General features: G+C 73.7%; 19 protein-coding genes. 8 read left to right on the top strand and 11 right to left on the bottom strand.

The window, feature by feature from the left end:
- Window positions 1-38 precede the first annotated feature (38 nt).
- Entirely contained in the window at window positions 39-425 is a 387-nt protein-coding gene (locus ACTXG6_RS14490; RefSeq protein WP_445188315.1) for a rhodanese-like domain-containing protein, read from the bottom strand.
- Window positions 422-931 carry a cysteine dioxygenase gene (locus ACTXG6_RS14485; RefSeq protein WP_445188314.1) on the bottom strand — a complete coding sequence of 170 codons (510 nt, stop codon included), beginning with the start codon at window positions 929-931 and terminating at the stop codon, window positions 422-424. Before ACTXG6_RS14485 ends, ACTXG6_RS14490 begins: the two co-directional genes overlap by 4 nt.
- A 321-nt stretch (window positions 932-1,252) precedes the next feature.
- On the opposite strand from ACTXG6_RS14485, the gene ACTXG6_RS14480 reads away from it, so the two are divergent.
- The 7 genes from ACTXG6_RS14480 to malQ all read left to right on the top strand — a co-directional run bounded on the left by ACTXG6_RS14480 (window position 1,253) and on the right by malQ (window position 9,037).
- Complete coding sequence (locus tag ACTXG6_RS14480; protein WP_445188313.1) at window positions 1,253-2,230, top strand: alpha/beta hydrolase fold domain-containing protein; 978 nt, start codon at window positions 1,253-1,255, stop codon at window positions 2,228-2,230.
- A gap of 133 nt (window positions 2,231-2,363) precedes the next feature.
- The gene (locus ACTXG6_RS14475) at window positions 2,364-3,089 is read left to right on the top strand and encodes a VC0807 family protein (RefSeq protein ID WP_445188312.1); all 726 of its coding nucleotides are present in this window, start codon (window positions 2,364-2,366) and stop codon (window positions 3,087-3,089) included.
- Window positions 3,090-3,137: 48 nt separating this feature from the next.
- Window positions 3,138-4,292, top strand: a complete 1,155-nt coding sequence (locus tag ACTXG6_RS14470) for a sensor histidine kinase (RefSeq protein ID WP_445188311.1) — start codon at window positions 3,138-3,140, stop codon at window positions 4,290-4,292.
- 1 nt (window position 4,293) lies between these two features.
- A complete protein-coding gene (locus ACTXG6_RS14465; RefSeq protein ID WP_445190005.1) occupies window positions 4,294-4,899 on the top strand; it encodes a response regulator transcription factor in 606 nt (201 codons plus the stop codon).
- A 76-nt stretch (window positions 4,900-4,975) separates the two neighbouring features.
- Entirely contained in the window at window positions 4,976-6,082 is a 1,107-nt protein-coding gene (locus ACTXG6_RS14460; RefSeq protein ID WP_445188310.1) for an ATP-binding cassette domain-containing protein, read from the top strand.
- The gene (locus tag ACTXG6_RS14455) at window positions 6,082-6,936 is read left to right on the top strand and encodes a hypothetical protein (protein ID WP_445188309.1); all 855 of its coding nucleotides are present in this window, start codon (window positions 6,082-6,084) and stop codon (window positions 6,934-6,936) included. Before ACTXG6_RS14460 ends, ACTXG6_RS14455 begins: the two co-directional genes overlap by 1 nt.
- 16 nt (window positions 6,937-6,952) lie before the next feature.
- On the top strand, window positions 6,953-9,037 hold the full coding sequence (gene malQ, locus ACTXG6_RS14450; RefSeq protein WP_445188308.1) for a 4-alpha-glucanotransferase: 2,085 nt from the start codon (window positions 6,953-6,955) through the stop codon (window positions 9,035-9,037).
- A 52-nt stretch (window positions 9,038-9,089) separates the two neighbouring features.
- Here the strand turns inward: malQ and ACTXG6_RS14445 are convergent, their stop codons facing one another.
- The 7 genes from ACTXG6_RS14445 to hutH form a co-directional block, all read right to left on the bottom strand.
- Entirely contained in the window at window positions 9,090-9,869 is a 780-nt protein-coding gene (locus ACTXG6_RS14445) for an enoyl-CoA hydratase/isomerase family protein (protein WP_445188307.1), read from the bottom strand.
- A gap of 30 nt (window positions 9,870-9,899) precedes the next feature.
- Window positions 9,900-11,141, bottom strand: coding sequence for an aminoglycoside phosphotransferase family protein (locus ACTXG6_RS14440; RefSeq protein WP_445188306.1), 1,242 nt, complete (start codon window positions 11,139-11,141; stop codon window positions 9,900-9,902).
- Between the two features lie 113 nt (window positions 11,142-11,254).
- Complete coding sequence (hutI, locus tag ACTXG6_RS14435) at window positions 11,255-12,457, bottom strand: imidazolonepropionase (RefSeq protein ID WP_445188305.1); 1,203 nt, start codon at window positions 12,455-12,457, stop codon at window positions 11,255-11,257.
- Window positions 12,454-13,794: a formimidoylglutamate deiminase gene (locus tag ACTXG6_RS14430; protein ID WP_445188304.1), complete on the bottom strand. Its 1,341-nt coding sequence runs from the start codon at window positions 13,792-13,794 to the stop codon at window positions 12,454-12,456. The genes hutI and ACTXG6_RS14430 overlap by 4 nt, the downstream gene beginning before the upstream one ends.
- A complete protein-coding gene (locus ACTXG6_RS14425; protein ID WP_445188303.1) occupies window positions 13,791-15,059 on the bottom strand; it encodes an allantoate amidohydrolase in 1,269 nt (422 codons plus the stop codon). The genes ACTXG6_RS14430 and ACTXG6_RS14425 overlap by 4 nt, the downstream gene beginning before the upstream one ends.
- Window positions 15,056-16,717 carry a urocanate hydratase gene (gene hutU / locus ACTXG6_RS14420; protein WP_445188302.1) on the bottom strand — a complete coding sequence of 554 codons (1,662 nt, stop codon included), beginning with the start codon at window positions 16,715-16,717 and terminating at the stop codon, window positions 15,056-15,058. Before hutU ends, ACTXG6_RS14425 begins: the two co-directional genes overlap by 4 nt.
- Complete coding sequence (hutH, locus tag ACTXG6_RS14415; RefSeq protein ID WP_445188301.1) at window positions 16,717-18,222, bottom strand: histidine ammonia-lyase; 1,506 nt, start codon at window positions 18,220-18,222, stop codon at window positions 16,717-16,719. The genes hutU and hutH overlap by 1 nt, the downstream gene beginning before the upstream one ends.
- 159 nt (window positions 18,223-18,381) lie before the next feature.
- Here hutH and ACTXG6_RS14410 point away from each other — a divergent pair, with 159 nt between their 5' ends.
- On the top strand, window positions 18,382-19,185 hold the full coding sequence (locus ACTXG6_RS14410) for an IclR family transcriptional regulator (protein ID WP_445188300.1): 804 nt from the start codon (window positions 18,382-18,384) through the stop codon (window positions 19,183-19,185).
- Window positions 19,186-19,275: 90 nt separating this feature from the next.
- Here the strand turns inward: ACTXG6_RS14410 and ACTXG6_RS14405 are convergent, their stop codons facing one another.
- A complete protein-coding gene (locus ACTXG6_RS14405) occupies window positions 19,276-20,934 on the bottom strand; it encodes an APC family permease (RefSeq protein ID WP_445188299.1) in 1,659 nt (552 codons plus the stop codon).
- Between the two features lie 455 nt (window positions 20,935-21,389).
- Window positions 21,390-21,698 carry an adhesin gene (locus tag ACTXG6_RS14400; protein WP_445188298.1) on the bottom strand — a complete coding sequence of 103 codons (309 nt, stop codon included), beginning with the start codon at window positions 21,696-21,698 and terminating at the stop codon, window positions 21,390-21,392.
- Window positions 21,699-21,807: the final 109 nt, after the last annotated feature.

Below are 21,807 nucleotides of genomic sequence, written 5' to 3'. Positions count from 1 at the left end.
CGCCGCAGCCCGGGCACAACGCAATGATCCAGGGGGCGCTACGCGCTGGTGGGCAGCCTGGCGGCCTTCCAGGCCTGGAAGCCGCCGACCAGGTCGGTGGCCCGGTGCAGGCCCAGGTCCTGCAGCGAAGCGGCGGCCAGGCTGGACGTGTAGCCCTCCGAGCAGACCACCACCACGGCCACGTCGTGGTCCACCGCCTCGGGGATGCGGGCGCCGCTGCTCGGGTCCAGCCGCCACTCCAGGTGGTTGCGCTCGATCAGCAGCGCGCCGGGGATGGCGCCCTCGGTGTCCCGCTGCCACTGCGGCCGGATGTCCACCAGCAGCGCGCCGTCGGCCACCGCCTCGGCGGCCTCGGCTGCCTCGAGTCGGTGCAGCCGGGCACGGGCGTTCGCCAGCATCTGGTCGACGGTCAGGTGCGCGGTCATGCGGTCGCCTTCTCCGGCTCGGTGGTCAGCTCGCTGCGGGTCCTGCGCAGCAGTCCGCCCGGCTCCACCTGGTAGTACGACATCGCGGTCAGCGGCGGCGAGTACGCGTGCACACTCACCGCCGGCGCCTCGGCCGTGTTCATCACGTCGTGCACGTGGCCCCGCCCGAAGGCGACGCTGGCCCCGGTACGCAGCGCGCGGGTGCGCAGAGTGCCCTTGCTCGGCGCCCAGCGGTGTTCGGTGAGCGCACCGCGCACCACGGTCAGCGCGCCCAGCGAACCGGCGTGGTCGTGCAGTTCGGCGCCCTGCTCCCGCGCCCAGCTGATCAGCCAGACGTCCACGTAGCCGTCGCTGGACAGCAACCGGTACCACCGGCGGTCCGGGTCGACGGTCACGTCGTGCACGCCGGCCCGGACCTCGGCGGCGATGCGCTGGGTCAGCTGGCGGAGTTCGGGAAGGGCGAGCGGCGTCGGGCCGAGGGCGGCCCGGTTAGACCGGGTGATCACGCGGAGCTCCAGGGTGTCGCGGCACGGATTGGGGCGGAGAACTCAGCCCCTGCGACAGCACTGGTCGAACAGGTGCGCGCGGCGGCCGACCCAGAACGGGTCGAGCTGCTCGGCGTCACGCATGGCTCTATTTCACCACAACTTCGGTCAACTTTGTTACCCACCCCTTACCGCCTGGTCACCCGGTCGGTCGGCCCGTGCCGTCGCCCGGCCGGATGCTCTTTGCCGCCACCGGGTGCCCGAACGGGTGAGAGGCGGTTGACCGGCCAGCTCAGGGCGTGTTTCCGTCCCCGCCCACCAGTCATTGCCGGGGGGAGCACCATGGCGCTCGACCCACAGGTCCGCCACATCATCGAGTCGCTTCCGGAGCGCGGGCTGACCGGCTTCGCGGACCTGACCGCGGCACGGGCCCGGGCGGCGGTGGCGGCCGGCATCGCGCTGCAGGGTGAGCCGGAACCGGTGGCCGAGGTGCACGAGCTGACGGTGCCCGGCCCCGGCGGCCCGCTGCCGGCGCGGACCTACCGCCCGGCGGTCGGCGTCGACGGGCCCGGCCCGGCGGACCGGGCGGCGCTGCCGGTGCTGGTGTACTTCCACGGCGGCGGGTTCGTGCTCGGCGACCTGGACCTGGCGGACCGCCCGTGCCGCGCGCTGGCCAACGCCACCGGCGCGGTGGTCGCCTCGGTGCGCTACCGCAAGGCGCAGGAGGCCCCGTTCCCGGCGGCGGTGCTGGACGCGCAGGCCGCCGCGAGCTGGTTCGCCGAACACGCCGACGAGCTGGGCGGCGACCCGACCCGGATCGGCGTGGCCGGGGACGGCACCGGCGCCACCCTGGCAGCCGTGGTCACGCAGCGGGCCAGGGAGTGCGGCGACCCGGTGCTCGCGCTGCAGCTGCTGATCTGCCCGGCGGTGGACTTCGCCGGGCAGTGGCGCTCCCGGGCCGAGTACCTCGCCGGCGGCCCGCTCAGCTCGGCCGACCTGGCCTGGTTCACCCGGCACTACCTGCCGGGGCAGTGCGACCTCGCCGACCCCCGGCTGTCCCCGCTGCGGGCCGGGGACCTGACCGGGCTGCCCCCGGCGATCGTGGTCACCGCCGGGCACGACCCGCTGCGCGACGAGGGCCAGGCGTACGCGGTCGCGCTGAGCAGGGCCGGCGTCCCGGTGCTGGACTGCCGCAACGAGACCATGGCGCACGGGTTCCTCGCGATGGCCGGCGCGGTGGACCACGCCGCCACGGTGCTCACCGCGATCGGCGACCGGGCCCGTGAGGTGTTCGCCGCCGCCGTCAGCGCGACTCGCTGAGTCCGGCCGGACTGCCGCACTGGCCGCGATCCGAGCCGGTCGACGCACCCCCGGGCGGCCGATGACATCTGTCATGCCCATCTCGTGACGGTTGTCCGGGGGCCGGGAGGGCACTCGGCGCGACGCTTGTCCGGTGACCACGAACGAGATCGCCGCGAACCACCTGGGGGACGCCATGCACACCGCCGTGAACTCTGCCGCCGTCAAGCACGCCGCCGGCGCACCGACCGGGGACGCTGGTTCCGGGGCGGCCGCGAAGACCGCCGGTCTGCACCGGATGGTGCGCTCGCTGATCTGGGACGTCGGGCTCGCGGTGGCCGCCTACTACGGTGCCCGCGCGCTGGGCTGCAGCGACTACGTCTCGCTGCTGGCCGGCACCATCGCCTCGGCCGGCCGGATCGCCTGGGTCGCGGTGCGCGACCGCCGCCTCGACGCCTTCGCGGTGTTCCTGCTGGTGCTGTTCGGTGTTGGACTCGGGCTCACCTTCCTGACCGGCGACGTCCGGTTCGTGCTGGCCAAGGACTCGGCGACCACCGGGATCGCCGGACTGATCTTCCTGGCCAGCGCCGCGATCGGCCGGCCGCTGACCTACTACGCCGCCCAGCGGTTCGCCGGCCCGGCCGGTGCCGCCGAGCTGCGCGCCAAGGTCGCCGCCGAACCCGCGATGCTCCGGCACTTCACGGTCATGTCCGCCGGCTGGGGCGCCGGGCTGCTCGCCGAGGCAGTGCTGCGCATCCCGCTGGTCTACCTGCTGCCGTTGGACGTCGCGGTCGGGGCCTCCAACGTGCTGATGGCGCTCGCCTACACCGCCCTGATCACCTGGACCATCCGCTCGACGAAGCGCACCGGCCGGTCATGACCCCGCCGGACCCCCGACTGGCTCCTGATCGACCGTATGGTGAGCCTCGTGAACAGCGGTAATGCCCTCGGGGACGGCACCGCCGACGACCGGGACCCCCTCGTCGATCCGCGCGAGTGGCCGGAGATCAGAAACAACGGCTCCTGGGAGCGGCGCCGGGACCGGATCGGCGCCTCGCTGTTCCTGCTCTGGCTGGTGCCGACCACCGTGCCGGCGCTGCGGCTGGGGCAGCCGGCCGCCCTGGTGATCACGCTGACCGTGCTCTACGCGGTGGCCTACCTCAGCGTCTGGTGGTACGCGGCGAACTGGGACCCACCGGCCCGGATCGCCCTGGTGTGCCTGCTGTTCGCGGTGGGCATCGGCTACGCGGTGGCCTGCGGCCCGGCCGGTTCGACCGGTGTGCTCGGCTACGCGCTGAGCGCCACCATCATGCTGCTGCCACTGATGTGGGCACAGTGGATCGCGCTCGCCTGTGTCCTGGGCAGCGCGGTGGTCAGCTGGCTGGCCGCCGGTGCCGTCGACACCACGAACACCCTGATCCTGGCGCTCATCGCGGTCATCACGCTGAGCCTGAGCCGGTCGGCCCGCCTGGTCGGCAAGCTGCAGGTGGCCCAGTCCGAGATCCGGGTGCTTGCGGTGGCCGGCGAACGCGCCCGGCTGGCCAGGGACCTGCACGACGTGCTCGGGCACAGCCTGACCACGATCACGGTGAAGACCTCGCTGGCCCGGCGGTTGCTGGAGAGCAACGCGCCGACGGCCAGGGCCATGGAGGAGATCCGGGACGCCGAGGAGCTGTCCCGCCGCGCGCTCGCCGACATCCGGGCCACCGTGTCCGGGGCGCGGCGGATGTCGCTGGCCGCCGAGCTGGTGTCGGCCAGGGCCGTGCTGCGTGCCGCCGGCATCGAGGCCGACCTGCCGCACGCCGTCGACGACGTGCTGGCCCCGCTCGAGGAACCGCTGGCGTACGTACTGCGCGAGGGTGTCACCAATGTCGTCCGGCACAGCGGTGCCACCCGGTGCACGGTGCGCCTCGGCGCGCGCTGGCTGGAGGTGCGCGACGACGGCTCGGCACCGCCCGGCGCCGCCGGCAACGGCCTGTCCGGGCTCGGCGAGCGGCTGGTCGCCGTGCACGGCACCCTCACCGCCGGGCCGCTGGCAACCGGCGGCTACCAACTCCGCGCGGAGGTGCTCGAGGATGACTGACGTGATCAAGGTGCTGGTGGCCGACGACCAGGCACTGGTCCGGGGCGGGCTGGTCGCGATGCTCAACCTGGAGACCGACCTGCGGGTCGTCGCCGAGGTGTCCTCCGGTGACGAGGTGCTCGCGGCGGCGACCGACGCCCACGCCGACGTCGCCCTGCTGGACGTGCAGATGCCCGGCAAGGACGGGCTGACCGCCGCCGCCGAGCTGCGCGCCGGGCTGCCCGGCTGCCGGGTCATCATCTGCACCACGTTCGGCCGGCCCGGCTACTTCGCCAGGGCGATGGCCGCCGGCGCGACCGGTTTCGTGCTCAAGGACGCGCCGCCCGAGCACCTGGTGGAGGCCATCCGGCGGGTGCACGCCGGGCTGCGGGTGGTGGACCCCGATCTGGCCGCCGAGTCGCTGGCCACCGGGTTCAGCCCGCTCACCGAGCGGGAGCGGGACGTGCTGCGCACCGCCCGACAGGGCCGCACCGCCACCGAGATCGCCAAGGTGCTGCACCTGTCCAACGGGACCGTGCGCAACCACCTGTCCTCGGCGATCGGCAAGACCAACGCGGTGAACGGCGCGGACGCCGCCCGCATCGCGGACAACAACGGCTGGCTCTAGCTGACAGGCCCGCTGCTCACAGGCTCGCTGAGAGGGTGGGCGCGCGACCGAAAGCGCATCGGGCAGGATGTGTGTAATGAACGGCCGCGGTAACAATGACGGCAGTGGACGCATCGTGGTGCGGAACCTGACCAAGCGGTTCGGCCCGGTCGAAGCAGTGCGCGACCTCAGCTTCACCGTCGAACCAGGCCAGGTCACCGGCTTCCTCGGGCCCAACGGAGCCGGCAAGACCACCACCCTGCGGGCCGCACTCGGCCTGCTGACGCCCACCGACGGCGAGGTCACCGTCAACGGTGTCCGCTACGAGCAACTGGGCAGTCCGGCCAAGGTGGTCGGTGCGGTGCTCGACTCCAACGCCTTCCACCACTCCCGCCGCGCTCGCGCCCACCTGCGCATCTACACCGCCGCGATCGGCGTGCCGGACCAGCGGGCGGACGAGGTGCTCGCCCTGGTCGGGCTGACCGACGCGGCGAACCGCAAGATCGGCGGCTTCTCCCTGGGCATGCGCCAGCGCCTCGCCCTGGCCACCGCGCTGCTCGGCGACCCACGGATCCTGATCCTGGACGAGCCCGGCTCCGGGCTGGATCCGGAGGGGGTGGCCTGGCTGCGCGGGTTCATGCGCTCGTTCGCCGGCTCCGGGCGCACCGTGCTGGTATCCAGCCACCAGCTCGCCGAGGTCGCCCAGACGGTGGACCAGGTGGTGATCATCAGTCAGGGCGCCCGGGTGTTCGAGGGCAAGCTGGACCAGCTGCGCGGGGATGCCCAGGAGCGGGTCCACGTGCGCTGCTCCGACCCGACCAGGCTGGCCACCGCACTGGCCGAGCACGGCGTCACCGACATCCAGTCCTCCCCGGACGACGGCCTGACCATCATCGGCGCGACGAGTGTCACGGTTGGCGACGTGGCGCTGGCGGCCGGCGTGGCGATCTACCGGATGGCGCAGGAACGCACCGACCTGGAGCAGCAGTTCCTGCAGCTGACCACGGCCCAGTACCAACCGCGCGGGCCGTACGCCCAGCCCGGCTACCTGCCGGCGCAACCCGGTGCCTTCGGCCCGCCGGCCCAGCCACCCGGTGCGTACGGTCCACCCGCCCAGCCGCCCGGTGCCTTCGGCCCGCCCGCCCAGCAACCCGGTGCCTATGGCCCGCCGGCGCAGCTCCCGAACCAGGAAGGACCCCGCTGATGTCGGCTCCCGCTCCCGGCGGCTCCGCCCCGGCCGGCTCCGACTCCGGCGGGGCCGCCCTCGGCGGCGCCTGGTCGGCGCCGGCACTGCTCGGCCTGCTGGTCGCCGAGTTCCGCAAGATGATGTCCACCGCCGCCTGGTGGGCCCTGATGCTCCCGGCCGCGCTGATCGCGCTGCTGGTCACCTGGGTCACCGCGGCGGCCGCCGGCCTGGCGTTCACCCCCTCACTGGCGCAGGCGCTCGCGCTCGGCTCGTTCGCCGCGAAGTTCGCCGTGGTGCTCGGGCTGGTCTGTGCCACCTCGGAGAACCGCCACCGCACGCTCACCACCAGCTACCTCACCGCTCCCGGCCGGCCCCAGCTGCTGCTGGCCAAGATCGTGGTCGGGGCGCTGTTCGGTGCCGCCTGCGCGGTGTTCTCCGCGCTCTTCGGGCTGCTCGGCATGCTCATCGGCGGCGGTGGCGGCGCGGTGAGCGGCACCGAGTTCGGTTCGGTGCTCGCCGTGAGCGCGGTGTCGGTGCTGGTGTTCGCGCTGTGGGCGGTCCTCGGCGTCGGGCTGGGCACCCTGATCAACAACCAGCTGGCCGCGATCGTGGGCGTGCTGGTGTACCTGCTGCTGGTCGAGCAGATCATCAGTGGTCTGGCCAGCCTGAGCAACTTCGGTCGGATCGACGACTACCTGCCCGGTGGTTCCGCGAGCGCCAGCCTGACCGGGCTCGCCGGGTCCGAACCGTTCGGCGGCTCCTTCAGCGGCCTTGGCCTGCCATGGTGGCTGGCGTTGCTGATCTTCTTCGGTTACGCCGTGGTGGCGGTGCTGGCCGGAGCAGCCGCCGCGCAGCGCCGCGATGTCACCTGAGCCACCGAGCGGAGCTGTGAGCGTGCCGGAGCCATCACCCCTGCCCGACGACCTGGCCCGGCTCGCCGCCGCGCACGGCGTGGCCACCCACTACCGGGACGGCCGCCGCCGGCCGGTACAGGTGGACCCGGACGTGGTGGTGCGGGTGCTCGGGCTGCTCGAGGTGGACGCCGCCACACCGGCCGGCCGGCGCCGCGAGCTGGCCGCCGTCGCCGAGCGGGACCGGGCCGGGGTGCCGCCGGGAACCGTGGCGATGCGGGTCGGCGGGCCGGCCCGGGCGCTTCCGGGCGCGCGGCGGCTGATCCCGATCAACGACACCGACGGGGTGGCCCGGGAGGTGTGCGACGAGCTGCCAGGAGACCTCGAACCGGGCTGGTACCGGCTGCTCAGTACCATCCCCGGCGCCGTCTCGGGGTCCGGTGCGAGCGAGGTCGAGAGCACCCTGGTGGTGGCCCCGGCCCAGCTCCCCAAGGCGCCACCGACCTGGGGCTGGCAGCTACAGCTGTACGCGTTGCACTCGGCGGGCTCCTGGGGCATCGGTGACCTCGGTGACCTTCGCGAGTTCGTCCGGTGGACGGCCGCCGAGCACGGCGCCGGCGCACTGCTGCTGAACCCGCTGCACGCGCCGAGCCCGACGCACCCGGTCCAACCCTCCCCGTACACCCCGTCCAGCCGGCGGTTCGCCAACCCGCTGGCGCTGAACATCGAGGCGCTGGACGCCTACCGCCTGGCCGATCCGGCCACCCGCGCCGAGGTGGACGCGCTGCGGGTCGCCGCGCCCGGCTCGGACAGTGCGGCCCGGGTCAACCACGACCTGGTCTGGGCGGCCAAGCGGGCGGCGCTGGAGCTGCTGTGGCGGTCGGCCGGGCGACCGGCACCCCGCGAGCTGCCGGACGGGCTGCGCGACTTCGCCACCTGGTGCGCGCTGGCCGAGCGGTACGGCGGCCGGTGGACCCGCTGGCCGGCGCCGCTGCGCGACCCGGCCGGCTCGGCGGTGGCCGCCGCCCGCGAGGAGCTCGCGCCCCGGGTGACGTTCCACGCCTGGGTGCAGGAGCGCTGCGCCGAGCAGTTGGCCGCCGTGCGCGCCACCGCCAAGGAGTCCGGCATGGCGCTGGGCGTGCTGCACGACCTCGCCGTCGGGGTGGACCCGGAGGGCGCGGACGCCTGGGCGCTGGCCGACGCGCTGGCCACCGGGGTGTCCGTCGGCGCCCCACCGGACGACTTCACCCCGCGCGGGCAGAACTGGGGGCTGCCGCCGTGGCGCCCGGACCGACTCGCCGCCACCGGGTACGCCGCCTTCCGGGACATGCTGCGCGCGGTCCTCGCGCACGCCGACGGGCTGCGCATCGACCACGTGGCCGGGCTCTGGCGGCTGTGGTGGGTGCCGCCGGGTGACTCGCCGGACCGGGGCACCTACGTGCACTACGACGCAGAGGTGATGACCGCGGTGCTGGCACTGGAGGCGCACCGGGCCGGCGCGGTGGTCGTCGGCGAGGACCTGGGCACGGTGGAGCCGGAGGTGACCGACGCGCTGGCCGAGCAGGAGATGCTGGGCTGCGCGGTCGCCTGGTTCGCCCGCGACGAGTCGGCGCCCGGCACCCCGCTGCTGGCGCCGTCGCGCTGGCCGGAGCGGGCGGCGGCCAGCCTGTCCACGCACGACCTGCCGACCGCCGCCGGCTTCCTGCGCGGCGAGCACGTGCGGGTGCGTGCCGAGCTGGGGCTGCTGGACGACGTACCGGAAGAGTGGGCCGCCGCCGCGCGGGAGCGCGGCGACTGGCTGGCGCTGCTGCGCGGCGAGGGCCTGCTGCCGGCCGAGGGCGACCCGGAGCCGGACGAGCGGCAGATCATCCTGGCCATGCACCAGCTGCTCGCCCGGACGCCGTGCCGGCTGAAACTGATCTCGCCCTACGACGTGCTCGCCGACCCCCGCCAGCCCAACCTGCCCGGCACCGTGGACGAGTACCCGAACTGGCGGCTACCGCTGCCGGCCACCCTCGACGAGCTGCGCGCCGACCCCCGGGTGGCTGAGATCACCTCCGCGTTCAGCGGCAAAATAGCACCGCGTTCAGCGGCAAATAGCACCGCGTTCAGCGGCAAATAGCACCGCGTTCAGCGGCCGGTAGCGCCGCGTTCAGCGGCAAATAGCACCGCGTTCAGCGGCCGGTGAAGGTGGCCTTGCCGGGGCCGCTCTCGATGAACGACGCCATGCCGGTGGCCCGGTCGTCGCTGGCGAACAGGCCCGCGAACAGCTCCGACTCGATGTCCAGCCCGGTGCGCAGGTCGGTGTCCAGGCCGCCGTCGATGGCCTTCTTCGCGGCCGCGTAGGCCAGCGCCGGACCCTTCGCGAACTGCGACGCGTACTCGACGGACCGGGAGTAAACCTCGTCGGCCGGCACGACCTCGTCGACCAGCCCGATGGCGAGCGCCTCCTCCGCGTTCACGAAGCGCCCGGTGTAGATCAGGTCCTTGGCCCGGGACGGCCCGACCAGCCGGGCGAGGCGCTGGGTGCCGCCGCCGCCGGGGAAGATGCCGAGCAGGATCTCCGGGAAGCCGAGCTTGACGTTGTCCCCGGCGATCCGCCGGTCCGCGCCGAGCACCACCTCAAGCCCCCCGCCCAGGGCGTAGCCGGTGACGGCGGCGACGGTCGGTTTGGTGATGGTGGAGATGGCGCCGAGCCCGGCGGACAACCGACGCGCCACCGGGGCCATGTCGGAGTAGGACATCTTCGCCATCTCCTTGACGTCCGCGCCGGCGGCGAACGTCTTCTCCCCGCCGTAGACGACGACCGCACGCACGTCGTCGCGCGCCGTCGCCTCGCCGGACACGGCGAGCAGCTCCTCCTGCACCTGGCGGCTCAGTGCGTTCATCGGCGGGCGGTTCAGCCGGATGGTGCCCACGCCGTTGTCGACCTCGAGGCTCACGAACTCAGTCATGGGATGGACCGTAACCAAGTGCGCGCCCGCTCACCCGTCCAGCAGGTGCCGACCGGGTGACCGGGCACAGCGCAGCGCGGCGCGGACGCTCTCCACCGGGTCGTCGTGGTGGTAGATCCGCTCGGTGGCCTCGATGCCGTCGAGGAACTCCTGGTAGCGGACCGCGTACGCCAGATGCGCCAGCGGCTCGGCGAGGAGCAGTGCGCGGCCCGGGTCGGCGTCGGGTACCCGGGACCGCCAGGCCCGCACCCAGCTCACGGCGGTCGCGGTGCGCCTCGCCTCGGGCAGGAACTCGCAGAGCCGCAGGCCGTCCAGCACCGGGTTGCCCAGATGGGAGTCGGCGAAGTCCAGCACAGCGGGCGGGCCGGCCGGTGTGCTGCGCCAGTTGCCGGAGTGGAAGTCGCCGTGCACGAGCGTGTCCGGCAGGCCGCAGTCCGCCAGTTTCCGCCATCGCGCCAGCACCCGGTGCGCGGACCGCCATTCCTCGACGGTCAGACCTCCGTGCGCGGTGCTGGCGAGTGGGCCGTCCAGCAGGGCACCGATCTGCTCGGCCAGCACGGGGTCGCGGCGGTCCCGGAAACGGTCGGCCGGGACTGCCTCGAGCTGACCGGCGAGGGTGGCCTGTGCGGCGACGAAGCGGTGCACCGCGCTGTCGATGATCTCCGGGGCGACGTTCCAGCAGTCCGCGCCGGGCAGGTGCTCCAGCAGGATCCGGTGTTCGCCGGCCGCGACGATCCCCGGTACCAGGCTCGGGTCGACACCGGCCAGCGCGGTGATCGCGGCTGCCTCGTCGGCGGCGAAGCTCGGGGTGGCCTTCAGCCAGACGGGCCCTCCGTCGGTCGGCAGCCGGAACAGGCCGGCCAGGTTCCAGGTCCGGCGTTGTCCGATCGGGCCGGTCAGCGGTCGCCCCCGTGCGGCCAGCTCCTCGGTGGCCCAGCACAACAGCTCCCGCACCCCGGCGGCGGTGGCCCACCCCGCGCGCGGTCCGTCGGAGCCGGTGAGCGCCGCGGGATCCACCGGCCGTCGGTCGAGCAGCCCCGGTGCCGGGCGGTCCAGCGCCTCGACGTGGTAGGTCACGTGACCGTCGCGGGCGCCGGCGCCGCCGTCCACCCGCACCAGCCGCAGTACCAGCACCCGCACACCGAGCACCTCGGTCAGCACCGCGACGACCTGCTCGACCTCCGACCACCAGGCCACCCCGACCGCGAACGGCCCGACGGCGCCCAGATACTCCGGCCCCGAGGTGACCAGCGCACTGACCGTACGAGCCATCCGCCCAGTCTGGTCACCCCCGCACCTCCCCGACACCCGTTTCCCCAGCTAGACACCCGTGAGTGGCAAGTGGTCCCAGGGGACCACCCGCCACTCACGGGTCCTGACCTGGGCTAATGCAGGCGGCGGCCGGCGCGCCACACGGCGTGGGTGAGCGGCACGCCCGGGCGGTAGGCGAGGTGGGTGACCGACGGGGCGTCCAGCACGTGCACGTCGGCGCGGGCACCGGGGCGCAGTACGCCGACCGCGCCGTCGCCCCCGCCGTCACCCGAGCCGGCACTCGCGCCCAGCTCGCGGCGCAGGGCACGGGCGCCGCCCCAGGTCGCGGCCCGCACCGCCTCGGCCACGCTCATCCGCATCTGCAGCACCGCGGTGGCCACGCAGAACGCCATCGACGAGGTGTACGACGACCCGGGGTTGCAGTTGGACGCCAGCGCGACCGTGGCGCCCGCGTCCAGCAACCGCCGCGCGTCCGGCAGCGGCTGGCGGGTGGACAGGTCGCAGGCCGGCAGCAGGGTGGCCACCGTGTCCGAACCGGCCAGCGCGGCCACGTCGGCGTCGCTCAGGTAGGTGCAGTGGTCGACACTCGCGGCGCCCAGCTCGACGGCCAGCGCCACCCCGGGCCCGGTGCCGAGCTGGTTGCCGTGCACCCGCAGACCGAGCCCGTGCTTCGCGGCGGCGGTGAGCACGGCGCGGGACTGGTCGGCGTCGAACGCCCCTGTCTCGCAGAACACGTCCGCCCAGCGCACGTACGGGGCCACCGCCTCCAGCATCGGCCCGCACACCAGCTCGACGTACTCGTCGGCGTCGGCCCCCGGCGGCACCAGGTGCGCGCCCAGGAACGTGACCTCGTCGACCTCGGCGGCGGCCAACCGGGCGGCGCGCGCCTCGTCGGCGACCGTCAACCCGTAGCCGGTCTTCGTCTCCAGGCACGTGGTGCCCTGGGCGGCGGCCTCGGCCACGTGCCGGCGCAGGGTGGCGGTCAGCTGCTCGTCGCTGGCCGCCCTGGTCGCCTCGACGGTGACCGCGATGCCGCCGGCCCGGTACGGCTCGCCGGCCATCCGGGCGCCGAACTCCGCGGTGCGGTCACCGGCGAACACCAGGTGCGTGTGGCTGTCCACCCAACCCGGCAGTACGGCCCGCCCGGCGACGTCCACGGCGACGTCGGCCGCCGGCGCGGCACCGGCCGGCCCGAGCCAGGCGACCAGGCCGTGCGCCAGCACCAACGCAACCGGGCCGCCGGCACCCAGCTGGCCCAGCTCGTCGTCGTTCGTGGTCAGCTCGCCGATCCCGGTGATCAGCGTGCTCGGGCTCACGGGAGGTCCCACAGTTCCCCGATCTCGCGCGCCAACGACGGCCCGACCGCCCCGACCGCCAGGTGCACCCCGTCGGAGACGACCACCCGGCCGCCCACCACCACGGCGTGCACGTCGGCGGCGGACGCGGCGAGCAGCAGCTGCCCGGGTGCCGCGCCGGCGGTGCGCGGGGTGTCCGGGCGGAGGGCCACCAGGTCGCCCGGTGCGCCCGGTGCGATCTCGCCGGCGTCCGGCCAGCCCAGGCTGCGGTGGCCGGCCGCGGTGGCGCAGCGGATCAGCTCGTCCGGGGCGAACCGGCCGCGCCGACCGGTGCGCAGCCGCTCGCCGTGCTCCAGCGCGCGGGCCTCGAGCAGCGGATCGATCACCGCGTGCTGGTCGCTGCCCAGGCTGACCGGGCAGCCCGCGTCGGCCAGTTCGCGCGCGGGGCCGATGCCGTCGGCCAGGTCGGCCTCGGTGGTCGGGCAGAAGCAGGCGGTCACCCCGGCCGAGCCGAGCAGCCCGATGTCCTTCTCGGACAGGTGGGTGGCGTGCACCGCGGTGGTGTTCGGGCCGAGCAGCCCGGCGCCGGCCAGCAGCTCGGTCGGTGAGCAGCCGTGCCACGCCTGGCAGGCCTCGTTCTCGGCCGGCTGCTCGGAAAGGTGCACGTGCAGCGGCCGGGCGGCACTGGTGGAGCAGAGCGCGGCGGCGACCTCGGGCAGCGCATCGGCCGGCACCGCGCGGACCGAGTGCAGCGCGGCGCCGACCCGCGCGCCGGCGGTGTCGCGCAGGCCGCCCAGCCGGTCCAGCCAGCCGACCACGTCACCGTCGCCGAACCGGGCCTGCTGGGCGGACAGCGGGAGGTACCCGGTGCTGTCCAGGCCACCGGCCAGGTAGCAGGTGTCCAGCAGGGTGATCCGGATACCGGCGTCCCGGGCGGCCTCGATCAGCGCGGTTCCCATCGCGTTCGGGTCGGCGTAGCGACCGCCGCCGACCGGGTGGTGCAGGTAGTGGAACTCACCGACGGCGGTGAACCCGGCCACCACCATCTCCGCGTAGACCAGCCGGGCCAGTCGGTAGTACCGGTCCGGGTCCAACCGGGCGGCCAGCCGGTACATCGCCTCGCGCCAGGTCCAGAAGGTGCCGCCGTCGGCGTGGGTACGCCCGCGCAGCGCCCGGTGGAAGGCGTGCGAGTGGCCGTTGGCGAACCCGGGCAACACCACCCCGCCCAGTCGGTGCGCACCTGGCGGCGGGTCGGTACCGGCCGTCACCGAGGTGATCACGCCGGCATCGTCGCAGACCACCGACACCCGTTCGGCGATGCCGCCGGGCAGCCAGGCACGCTCGCACCAGAAAGTCACGAGCCCCCTCCGGCCAGCGACTCCAGCACGGCGGCCAGCGCCCGCCCGCCGGCCTCGCAGTCCGCCGGCTCGGCGTGCTCGGCGGGGGCGTGGCTGATCCCGGTCGGGTTGCGCACGAAGAGCATCGCGGTCGGCACCCGGGCGGCCAGGATGCCGGCGTCGTGCCCGGCCCCGGTGGGCAGCACCGGCACCGGGGCGCCGGGCCCGCCGAGCTCCGCGGCCAACCGGTCGCGCAGGCCCGGGTCGAACAGCACGGTGTCGCCGAAGGACTCCTGGCGCACGGTCAGCTCGCAGCCCTCCTCGGCCGCCGCCTCCCGGGCCGCCTCGGTGATCTCCTCGACCACCGCGTGCACCTCCGCGTCGGCGGGCGCCCTGGCGTCCAGCCAGAAGTCCACCGAGGAGGCGATCACGTTGGTGCCGCCGGGGGTGGGTTCCAGCCGCCCGACCGTGGCCCGTGCCTCGGGACGGCTACCGAGAGCACGCCGGGTGGCCAGCACCGCGGCGGCCGCCGGCAACATCGGGTCGCGCCGGTCGGCGACCTCGGTGGTGCCGGCGTGGTTGCCGGTGCCGGTCAGGGTGAACCGCCACCGCCCGTGCGCCAGGATCGACGACGCGACCGCGACCGGCGGCGTCCCGGGCAGCCGGTCCAGCAGCCGGCCCTGCTCCACGTGCAGCTCGACGAAACACCCCACCTGCGCCAGCGCGGCGTCGTCGCGGCCGAACCGGGCCGGGTCCAGCCCCGCGTCGAGAGCCGCCTCGGCCAGCGTGACGCCGTCGCGGTCGGTCAGCCGCCGCGCCGCGTCCGCACCCAGCGAGCCGGACATCAACCGGGAGCCGAGGCAGGGCACCCCGAACCGGCCGCCCTCCTCCTCGGTGAACACCAGCAGCGCCAGCGGCCGGCGCGGGGTGAAGCCGCCGGCCCGCAGCTGGTCCACCGCGGCCAGCGCGGCCGCCACCCCGAGCGGGCCGTCGAACGCCCCGCCACCGGGCACCGAGTCCAGGTGGCTGCCGGTGAGCACGGCGCCGCGGCCCGGTCGGCCCCACCAGGCCCACTGGTTGCCGTTGCGGTCGGTGGTCACGTCCAGGCCCCGGCGCTGGGCCTGCTCGGCGAACCAGGTGCGCAGCTCACCCTCGACCGGGGAGAACCCGTGCCGGGAGTAGCCGCCGCGCCGCGCGTCCCGGCCGACGTCGGCGATCTCCCCGAGCAGCCCGGTCACCGACGCCGTGCCCGGCCCGGTCGCCGTGCCCGGCCCGGTCGCCGTCATGCGCCCGCCATCGGGATGTGCACCCCGCGCTCGTCGGCGACCGCCGAGGCCTCCGGGTAACCGGCGTCGACGTGGCGCAGCACGCCCATCCCCGGGTCGTTGGTGAGCACCCGCTCGATCTTCTGCCCGGCCAGCGCGGTGCCGTCGGCGACGGTGACCTGGCCGGCGTGGATGGACCGGCCGATGCCGACCCCGCCGCCGTGGTGGATGGACACCCAGGTCGCCCCGGACGCCGTGTTGACCAGCGCGTTGAGCAGCGGCCAGTCCGCGATCGCGTCGGACCCGTCGGCCATCGCCTCGGTCTCCCGGTACGGCGAGGCCACCGAGCCGCAGTCCAGGTGGTCGCGGCCGATCACCACCGGCGCGGACAGCTCACCGCTGGCCACCATCTCGTTGAACCGCAGCCCGGCCAGGTGCCGCTCGCCGTAACCCAGCCAGCAGATCCGGGCCGGCAGGCCCTGGAAGGAGACCTTCTCACCGGCCAGCTTCATCCACCGGGCCAGCGACTCGTGCTCCGGGAACAGCTCCAGCATCGCCCGGTCGGTGGCGGCGATGTCGGCCGGGTCGCCGGACAGCGCCACCCAGCGGAACGGGCCCTTGCCCTCGCAGAACAGCGGCCGGATGTACGCCGGTACGAACCCCGGGAAGTCGAAGGCCCGCTCGCAGCCGCCCAGCTTCGCCTCTCCGCGCAGCGAGTTGCCGTAGTCGAACACCTCCGCGCCGGCGTCCAGGAAGCCGAGCATGGCGTCCACGTGCTCGGCCATCGACTCCCGGGAGCGGTCGGTGAACTCGTCCGGCTTCTTCTCCGCGTAGTCGTGCCAGTCGGCGAGGTCCACGCCCCGGGGCAGGTAGGCCAGCGGGTCGTGCGCACTGGTCTGGTCGGTCACGATGTCCACCTCGACCCCCCGGCGCAGCAGCTCGGGCAGTACCTCGGCGGCGTTGCCGATCAGGCCGACGGACAGCGCCTTCCGGTCCCGCTTGGCCGCCTCGACCCGGCGCACGGCGTCGTCGATGTCGTCCGCGACCTCGTCCAGGTAGCGGTGCTCTACCCGGCGCTTCGCCCGCCACGGGTCACACTCGACGACCAGCGCGACGCCGCCGTTCAGGGTCACCGCAAGCGGTTGCGCGCCGCCCATCCCGCCCAGCCCCGCGGTCAGCGTCAGTGTCCCGGCGAGCGAGCCGCCATACCGCTTGTTGGCAATCGCGGCGAACGTCTCGTAGGTGCCCTGCACGATGCCCTGGGTGCCGATGTAGATCCACGAACCGGCGGTCATCTGCCCGTACATGGTCAGGCCGAGCGACTCCAGCCGGCGGAACTCCGGCCAGGTCGCCCAGTCCGGCACCAGGTTGGAGTTGGCGATCAGTACCCGGGGCGCCCACTCGTGGGTGCGCAGCACGCCGACCGGGCGGCCGGACTGCACCAGCAGCGTCTCGTCGACGTTCAGCTCGGTCAGCTCGCGGGTGATCGCGTGGAAGCTGGGCCAGTCCCGGGCGGCCTTGCCGGTGCCGCCGTAGACGACCAGGTCGGACGGCCGCTCGGCGACTTCGGGGTCCAGGTTGTTGTGCAGCATCCGCAGCGGCGCCTCGGTCGACCAGCTCTTGGCGGTCAGCGTGGTGCCCCGGGCGGCCCGGATCACCGGCGGTGTTGTGGTCGTCATCAGTTGTCCCAATCCCTGATCAGTTGTTCGGCGGCCGCGATCTCCGGGGCCAGGTGGCGGTCGGGGCCCGGGCCGGCGACGTGCTCGCGCAGCCGGGCGACGGCGGCGGCGGTGGCCGGCGCGGGGGTGAGCGGGGCACGCAGGTCCAGCGCGCGGGCGGCGGTGAGCAGTTCGATGGCCAGCACGGTGGTCAGCCCGTCCAGCGAACGGCGCAGCTTGCGGGCCGCCGACCAGCCCATGGACACGTGGTCCTCCTGCATGGCGCTGCTCGGGATGGAGTCCACCGAGGCCGGCACGGCGAGCCGCTTGAGCTCGGACACCACGGCTGCCTGCGTGTACTGCGCGATCATGTGGCCGGAGTCGACGCCGGGGTCGTCGGCCAGGAACGGTGGCAGCCCGTGACTGCGGGACACGTCCAACATCCGGTCGGTGCGCCGCTCGGCGATGCTCGCCACGTCCGCCACACAGATGGCCAGGAAGTCCAGCACGTAGGCCACCGGGGCGCCGTGGAAGTTGCCGTTGGACTCCACCCGGCCGTCGGCCAGCACCACCGGGTTGTCGATCACCGAGGCCAGCTCGCGGTCGGCGACCAGCTCGGCGTGGGTCAGGGTGTCGCGGGCCGCGCCGTGCACCTGGGGCGCGCAGCGCAGCGAGTAGGCATCCTGCACCCGGTTGCAGTCCGGCCCCCGGTGGCTCTCCATGATCGCCGAGCCGTGTAGCAGCGCAGTCATCCGGGCCGCCGAGGTGGCCTGGCCGGGGTGCGGGCGCAGCGCCTGCAGGTCCGCGGCGAACACCCGGTCGGTGCCCAGCAGCGCCTCCACGCTCATCGCGGCGGTGAGGTCCGCCATGTCCAGCAGCCGGCCGAGGTCGGCCGTCGCGAGCACCAGCATGCCGAGCATGCCGTCGGTGCCGTTGATCAGCGCCAGGCCCTCCTTCTCGGCGAGGCGCACCGGCTTGATGTCCGCCTCCCCCATCGCCTCGGCGGCCGCGCGGCGCACCCCGTGCCGGTCGTGCACCTCACCCTCGCCGATCAGCGCCAGCGCCACCGAGGACAGCGGGGCCAGGTCGCCGGAGCAACCCAGCGAGCCGTACTCCTGCACCACCGGCACGATCCCGGCGTTGAGCAGGCCGGCCAGCGCGTCCACGGTGCTGGCCCGGACCCCGGTGTGCCCGCTGGCCAGGGTGCGCAGCCGCAGCAGCATCAGCGCCCGGATCACCTCGCGCTCCACCTCGGGCCCGGCGCCGGCCGCGTGCGAACGGATCAGTGAGCGCTGCAGGGCGGCGCGCCGGTCGGTGCGGATGTGCCGGGTCGCCAGCGCGCCGAAGCCGGTGGACACGCCATAGGTGGGGAGGGTCGCGTCGGCCAGTCGTTCGATGTGCTCGCGCGCGTCCAGTACGGCGGCCCGGGCCGGGTCGGTGAGCTGGACGGGAGCGTCGTACCGGGCCACCGAGACCACCTGGTCACGGCTCAGCGCGGCGGCATCCAATAGGACGGGTTCAGGCATGCCTCCCATCACAGCCCGCCGAGGGCCGGGCGCGCGAGGGCCGCCCGTCGGACTGTGTCTGGTATGTCAGACTGTCGAGAGGGAGGCGCCGAGCGGCGCCGGAGCGGGGTTGCCCCCGGCACAGGACGCCGGGTCGGGACACGGAGACAGGACACCGGGTTGGGCCAGAGCACCGATGTGCCGGCACTGCGCCGGGGGTTGGCGATCCTTCGGCTGCTGGCCAGCCACGCCGGGCCGATGACGGCAACCGCGGTGGCCGGCGAGCTCGGCCTGCCCCGGTCGACCGCCTACCACCTGCTGGCCGAGCTGGCCGGCGCCGGCTTCGTCACCCACCTGCCGGAGGACCGCCGCTACGGGCTCGGCGTCGCCGCGTTCGAGGTGGGCTCGGCGTACCTGCGGCACGACCCGCTCGAGGCGCTGGCCCGCCCGTTGCTACGCACCCTGGTCGAGCGGGTCGGGCGGACCGCGCACCTCGGCGTGCTGCACGGCCCGGAGACCCTCTACCTGGTGCGTGAGCAGCCGGAACGACCGCAGGCGCCGAATGTCACCATCACCGACGTCGGCGTCCGGCTGCCCGCGGCGCTGCCGGCGTCCGGGCGGGCCATGCTCGGGCTGCTGCCGGCCGCGCAGGTGCGGGCCCTGTTCCCGTCCGCGGCGAGCTTCGTGAACCGCACCGGCCGAGGTCCGGGTGACCTGCCCGCGCTGCGCCGCCAGCTCGCGGCCGAGCGCCGCCGGGGCTGGGCGGTGGAGGACGGGTACGTCACGGCCGGGTTCGCCTCGGTCGCGGCGGCCGTGCTGGACCACGGTGACCGACCGGTGGCCGCGATCAGCGTGACCTTCCGGCACGAGTGCCCCGGCCCCCGCGAGTGCGGTCGGGACTGGCCGGTGCTGGCCGGCGAGGCGCGGCGGGCCGCGGCTGACCTGAGCACCCGCATCGGCGGCCGCCCCCAGCCGCCGCGCTGACCCCTGAGCCCGCCGTTACCGAACTGCACAACAGGCAGGTTCTGAGCGCGAAAAACCTGCCTCCTGTGCAGTTCGGCAACAACAGGCCGCTCAGTCGGCGAGCTTGACCTCGGCCTCGATGGCCTCCATCTCGGCGCGCTGCGCGTCGACGACGACGCCCACCTTCTCGGCCTCCATCGCCACGCTCACCGCGAAGTAGAAGATGACCAGGCTGAACGCCGCGACCACGACCGCGTCCCAGCCGTCGCCGATCACCTTGAGGTCGCCCCAGGAGCCGTACTGGCCGAGAAGGCCGATGATCAGGCAGCCACCCAGCCACGGCCAGATCCAGGAGGCGGCGCGCCAGTCGATGTCCGGGCGCTCCGCCGGCTTGGTCAGCGCCAGCGTCACCTCGAACAGCACCCGGCCGAGGAAGATGGCGACCAGCAGCTTGAGCGTGACGTCGAAGCCGCCCCAGTAGATGATCAGGTTGGCGAAGATGAAGCCCAGCGGCGCGAGCACCTTCGGGAACGGCAGGTGGTAGGGCCGGTGTCGGTCCGGGTCGCGCAGCCGCAGCGCGGCCAGCGAGACCGGGGCGAAGGCGTACATGATCGCGGTGGCCGAGGTGACCACGCCGACCAGCGCCTGCCAGCTCGGGAACGGCAGGAACATGAGCTCGCCGACCACGAAAGCGAGCAGGATGGACACCAGCGGCACGCCGCGCACGGTGAGCTTGCCGAGGACGGCCGGGAGCACACCGGTGCGCCCCATCGCATAGGTGGCCCGCGCCGAGGTCGCCACGTAGATCAGCCCCGTGCCGGCCGGCGAAACGAACGCGTCGGCGTAGAGCACGTAGGCCAACCAGGCGGCGCCGGCGCCGGCGGCCAGCGAGGCGTACGGCCCGAAGTCACCCTTGCCGATGGGGTTGTCCCAGTTCTGCGCGATGGCCGCCGGATCGAGGGCGCCGATGAACGCGATCTCCAGCAGGATGTACACGGCCGCGCCGATCATCATCGCCACGATGATCGCGCGGGAGAGGTCCTTCTCGGGGTCGCGGGCCTCGCCGCTGACCTGGATGGCCTGCTCGAAGCCCTGTAGGGCGAACACCACCCCCGCCGGCAGCGCCGCGAAGATCCCGTGGGCGCCGTGTGGGGCGAAGCCGCCGCCTGCGGTGAAGTTGCTGGCGTGGAAGGTCAGTGAGACCAGCACGACCACGGTCAGCACCGGCACGGCTGTCTTCCAGATCACCGTCACGGTGTTGCTGTCGGACAGCAGCTTCACGCCGATGATGTTGATCACCGTGAACAGGATCATCAACAGGCTGGCCCAGAAGATGCCGCTGCCGGTCAGGGTGCCGTCGTCCTTGAGCAGGGCGAGGTGGTCCTTGACCCAGCCGATGTTGTCCAGGTAGGCGAGGCTGGCCTCGACCTCGATCGGCGCGATCGCCACCGCCTGCAGCCAGGTGGCCCACCCGGCGGTGAAGCCGGCCAGGGTGCCGAACGCGAAGAGCGGGAAGCGCGCCGTGCCACCGGAGGCCGGGTAGGCACCGCCGAGCTCCGCGTGGATCAACGCCAGCACGGCCAGCATGACCGCGGCGAGCACCCAGGAGACCAACGACGCGGGCCCGGCGGTCTTGGCCGCGGTCAGCGCCCCCAGCAGCCAGCCGGAACCGATGATCGAGCCGAGCGAGATGAACGTGAGACCCCAGAAGCCGATCGAACGTTTCAGCGCAGGCGTATCGGTGCCGGTACTGACGGTAGGTGTGGCCATGAGGTGCCTCCCCTCCCCAGGGGTGGCCAAGCCATGACGAGCCGACTCAGCGTCACCCATTCGCGTAGTGGACGAATCTTGCAACATACGGCCTTAATGCTTTGCAACGATCAGGTAAAGCACGCCGGCGACACGACCAGCTCTTGCGCGAACAACGTGATGGGAGTATTGATGTCGGCTCGTCCGCCGTGCCCGACCGACACGGATCCGGTGTAGCATTTGCGCGCGAAAATCCCAGCTCAGAGCCCTGTGATCCGGCCAGGCGCTGTGATCACGCGCCTCAATTCACTATCAGTCTATTCTCAGTTTTCGCGGTTTTTCCGGCGCTATTGACAGTTGCCGGTTTAACGGCGTCTGAACGGTACGGTGCCCCGGATCGGAGCACGATCCGGGGCACCAATGGTTATGTTCAGTGGTCGGTCGAATCCACGTCGGCGGGGATTGGTCCGGATGCTCTAGTCCGAGGCTGGTGTGGCCTGCGGCACGATGGCGAACCGCAGCTGCGGCTCCCCGCTCTCCTCGGTGTACTGCTCCACGTCGAGCGTCTTGTCGCCGAGGACTTCGGCCGCGTTCTGCTCCAGGTAGACCTTCGCGCCACGGCCCTCGACGACCGTGTCGTCCTGCCCTGGACCGGGCACCAGGGCGAGCTCGAGGCCCTGCCCCGCGCCGTCGGCGGCGATCCGTGCCCCCGACCCCTCTGGCATTTCGCCCCGCGACACGAGGGCGTTGATGGCCTCTGCTGCGTTCTCGGTGATTGCCAACATGGCGCCCGACCGTAGGCGGAGCCGGTCCTGTTCGCAGCATGGAGCGGGATCCGATGGACCGGCGGTCGGTCCCGGGCGGCGGGCCGCACCCTTCGGGCTGACATAGCCT

The sequence above is a fragment of the Pseudonocardia sp. Cha107L01 genome (assembly GCF_052566575.1).
Note: the sequence above shows the minus strand (reverse complement) of the source record. Positions and strands in the feature narration are given on the sequence as shown.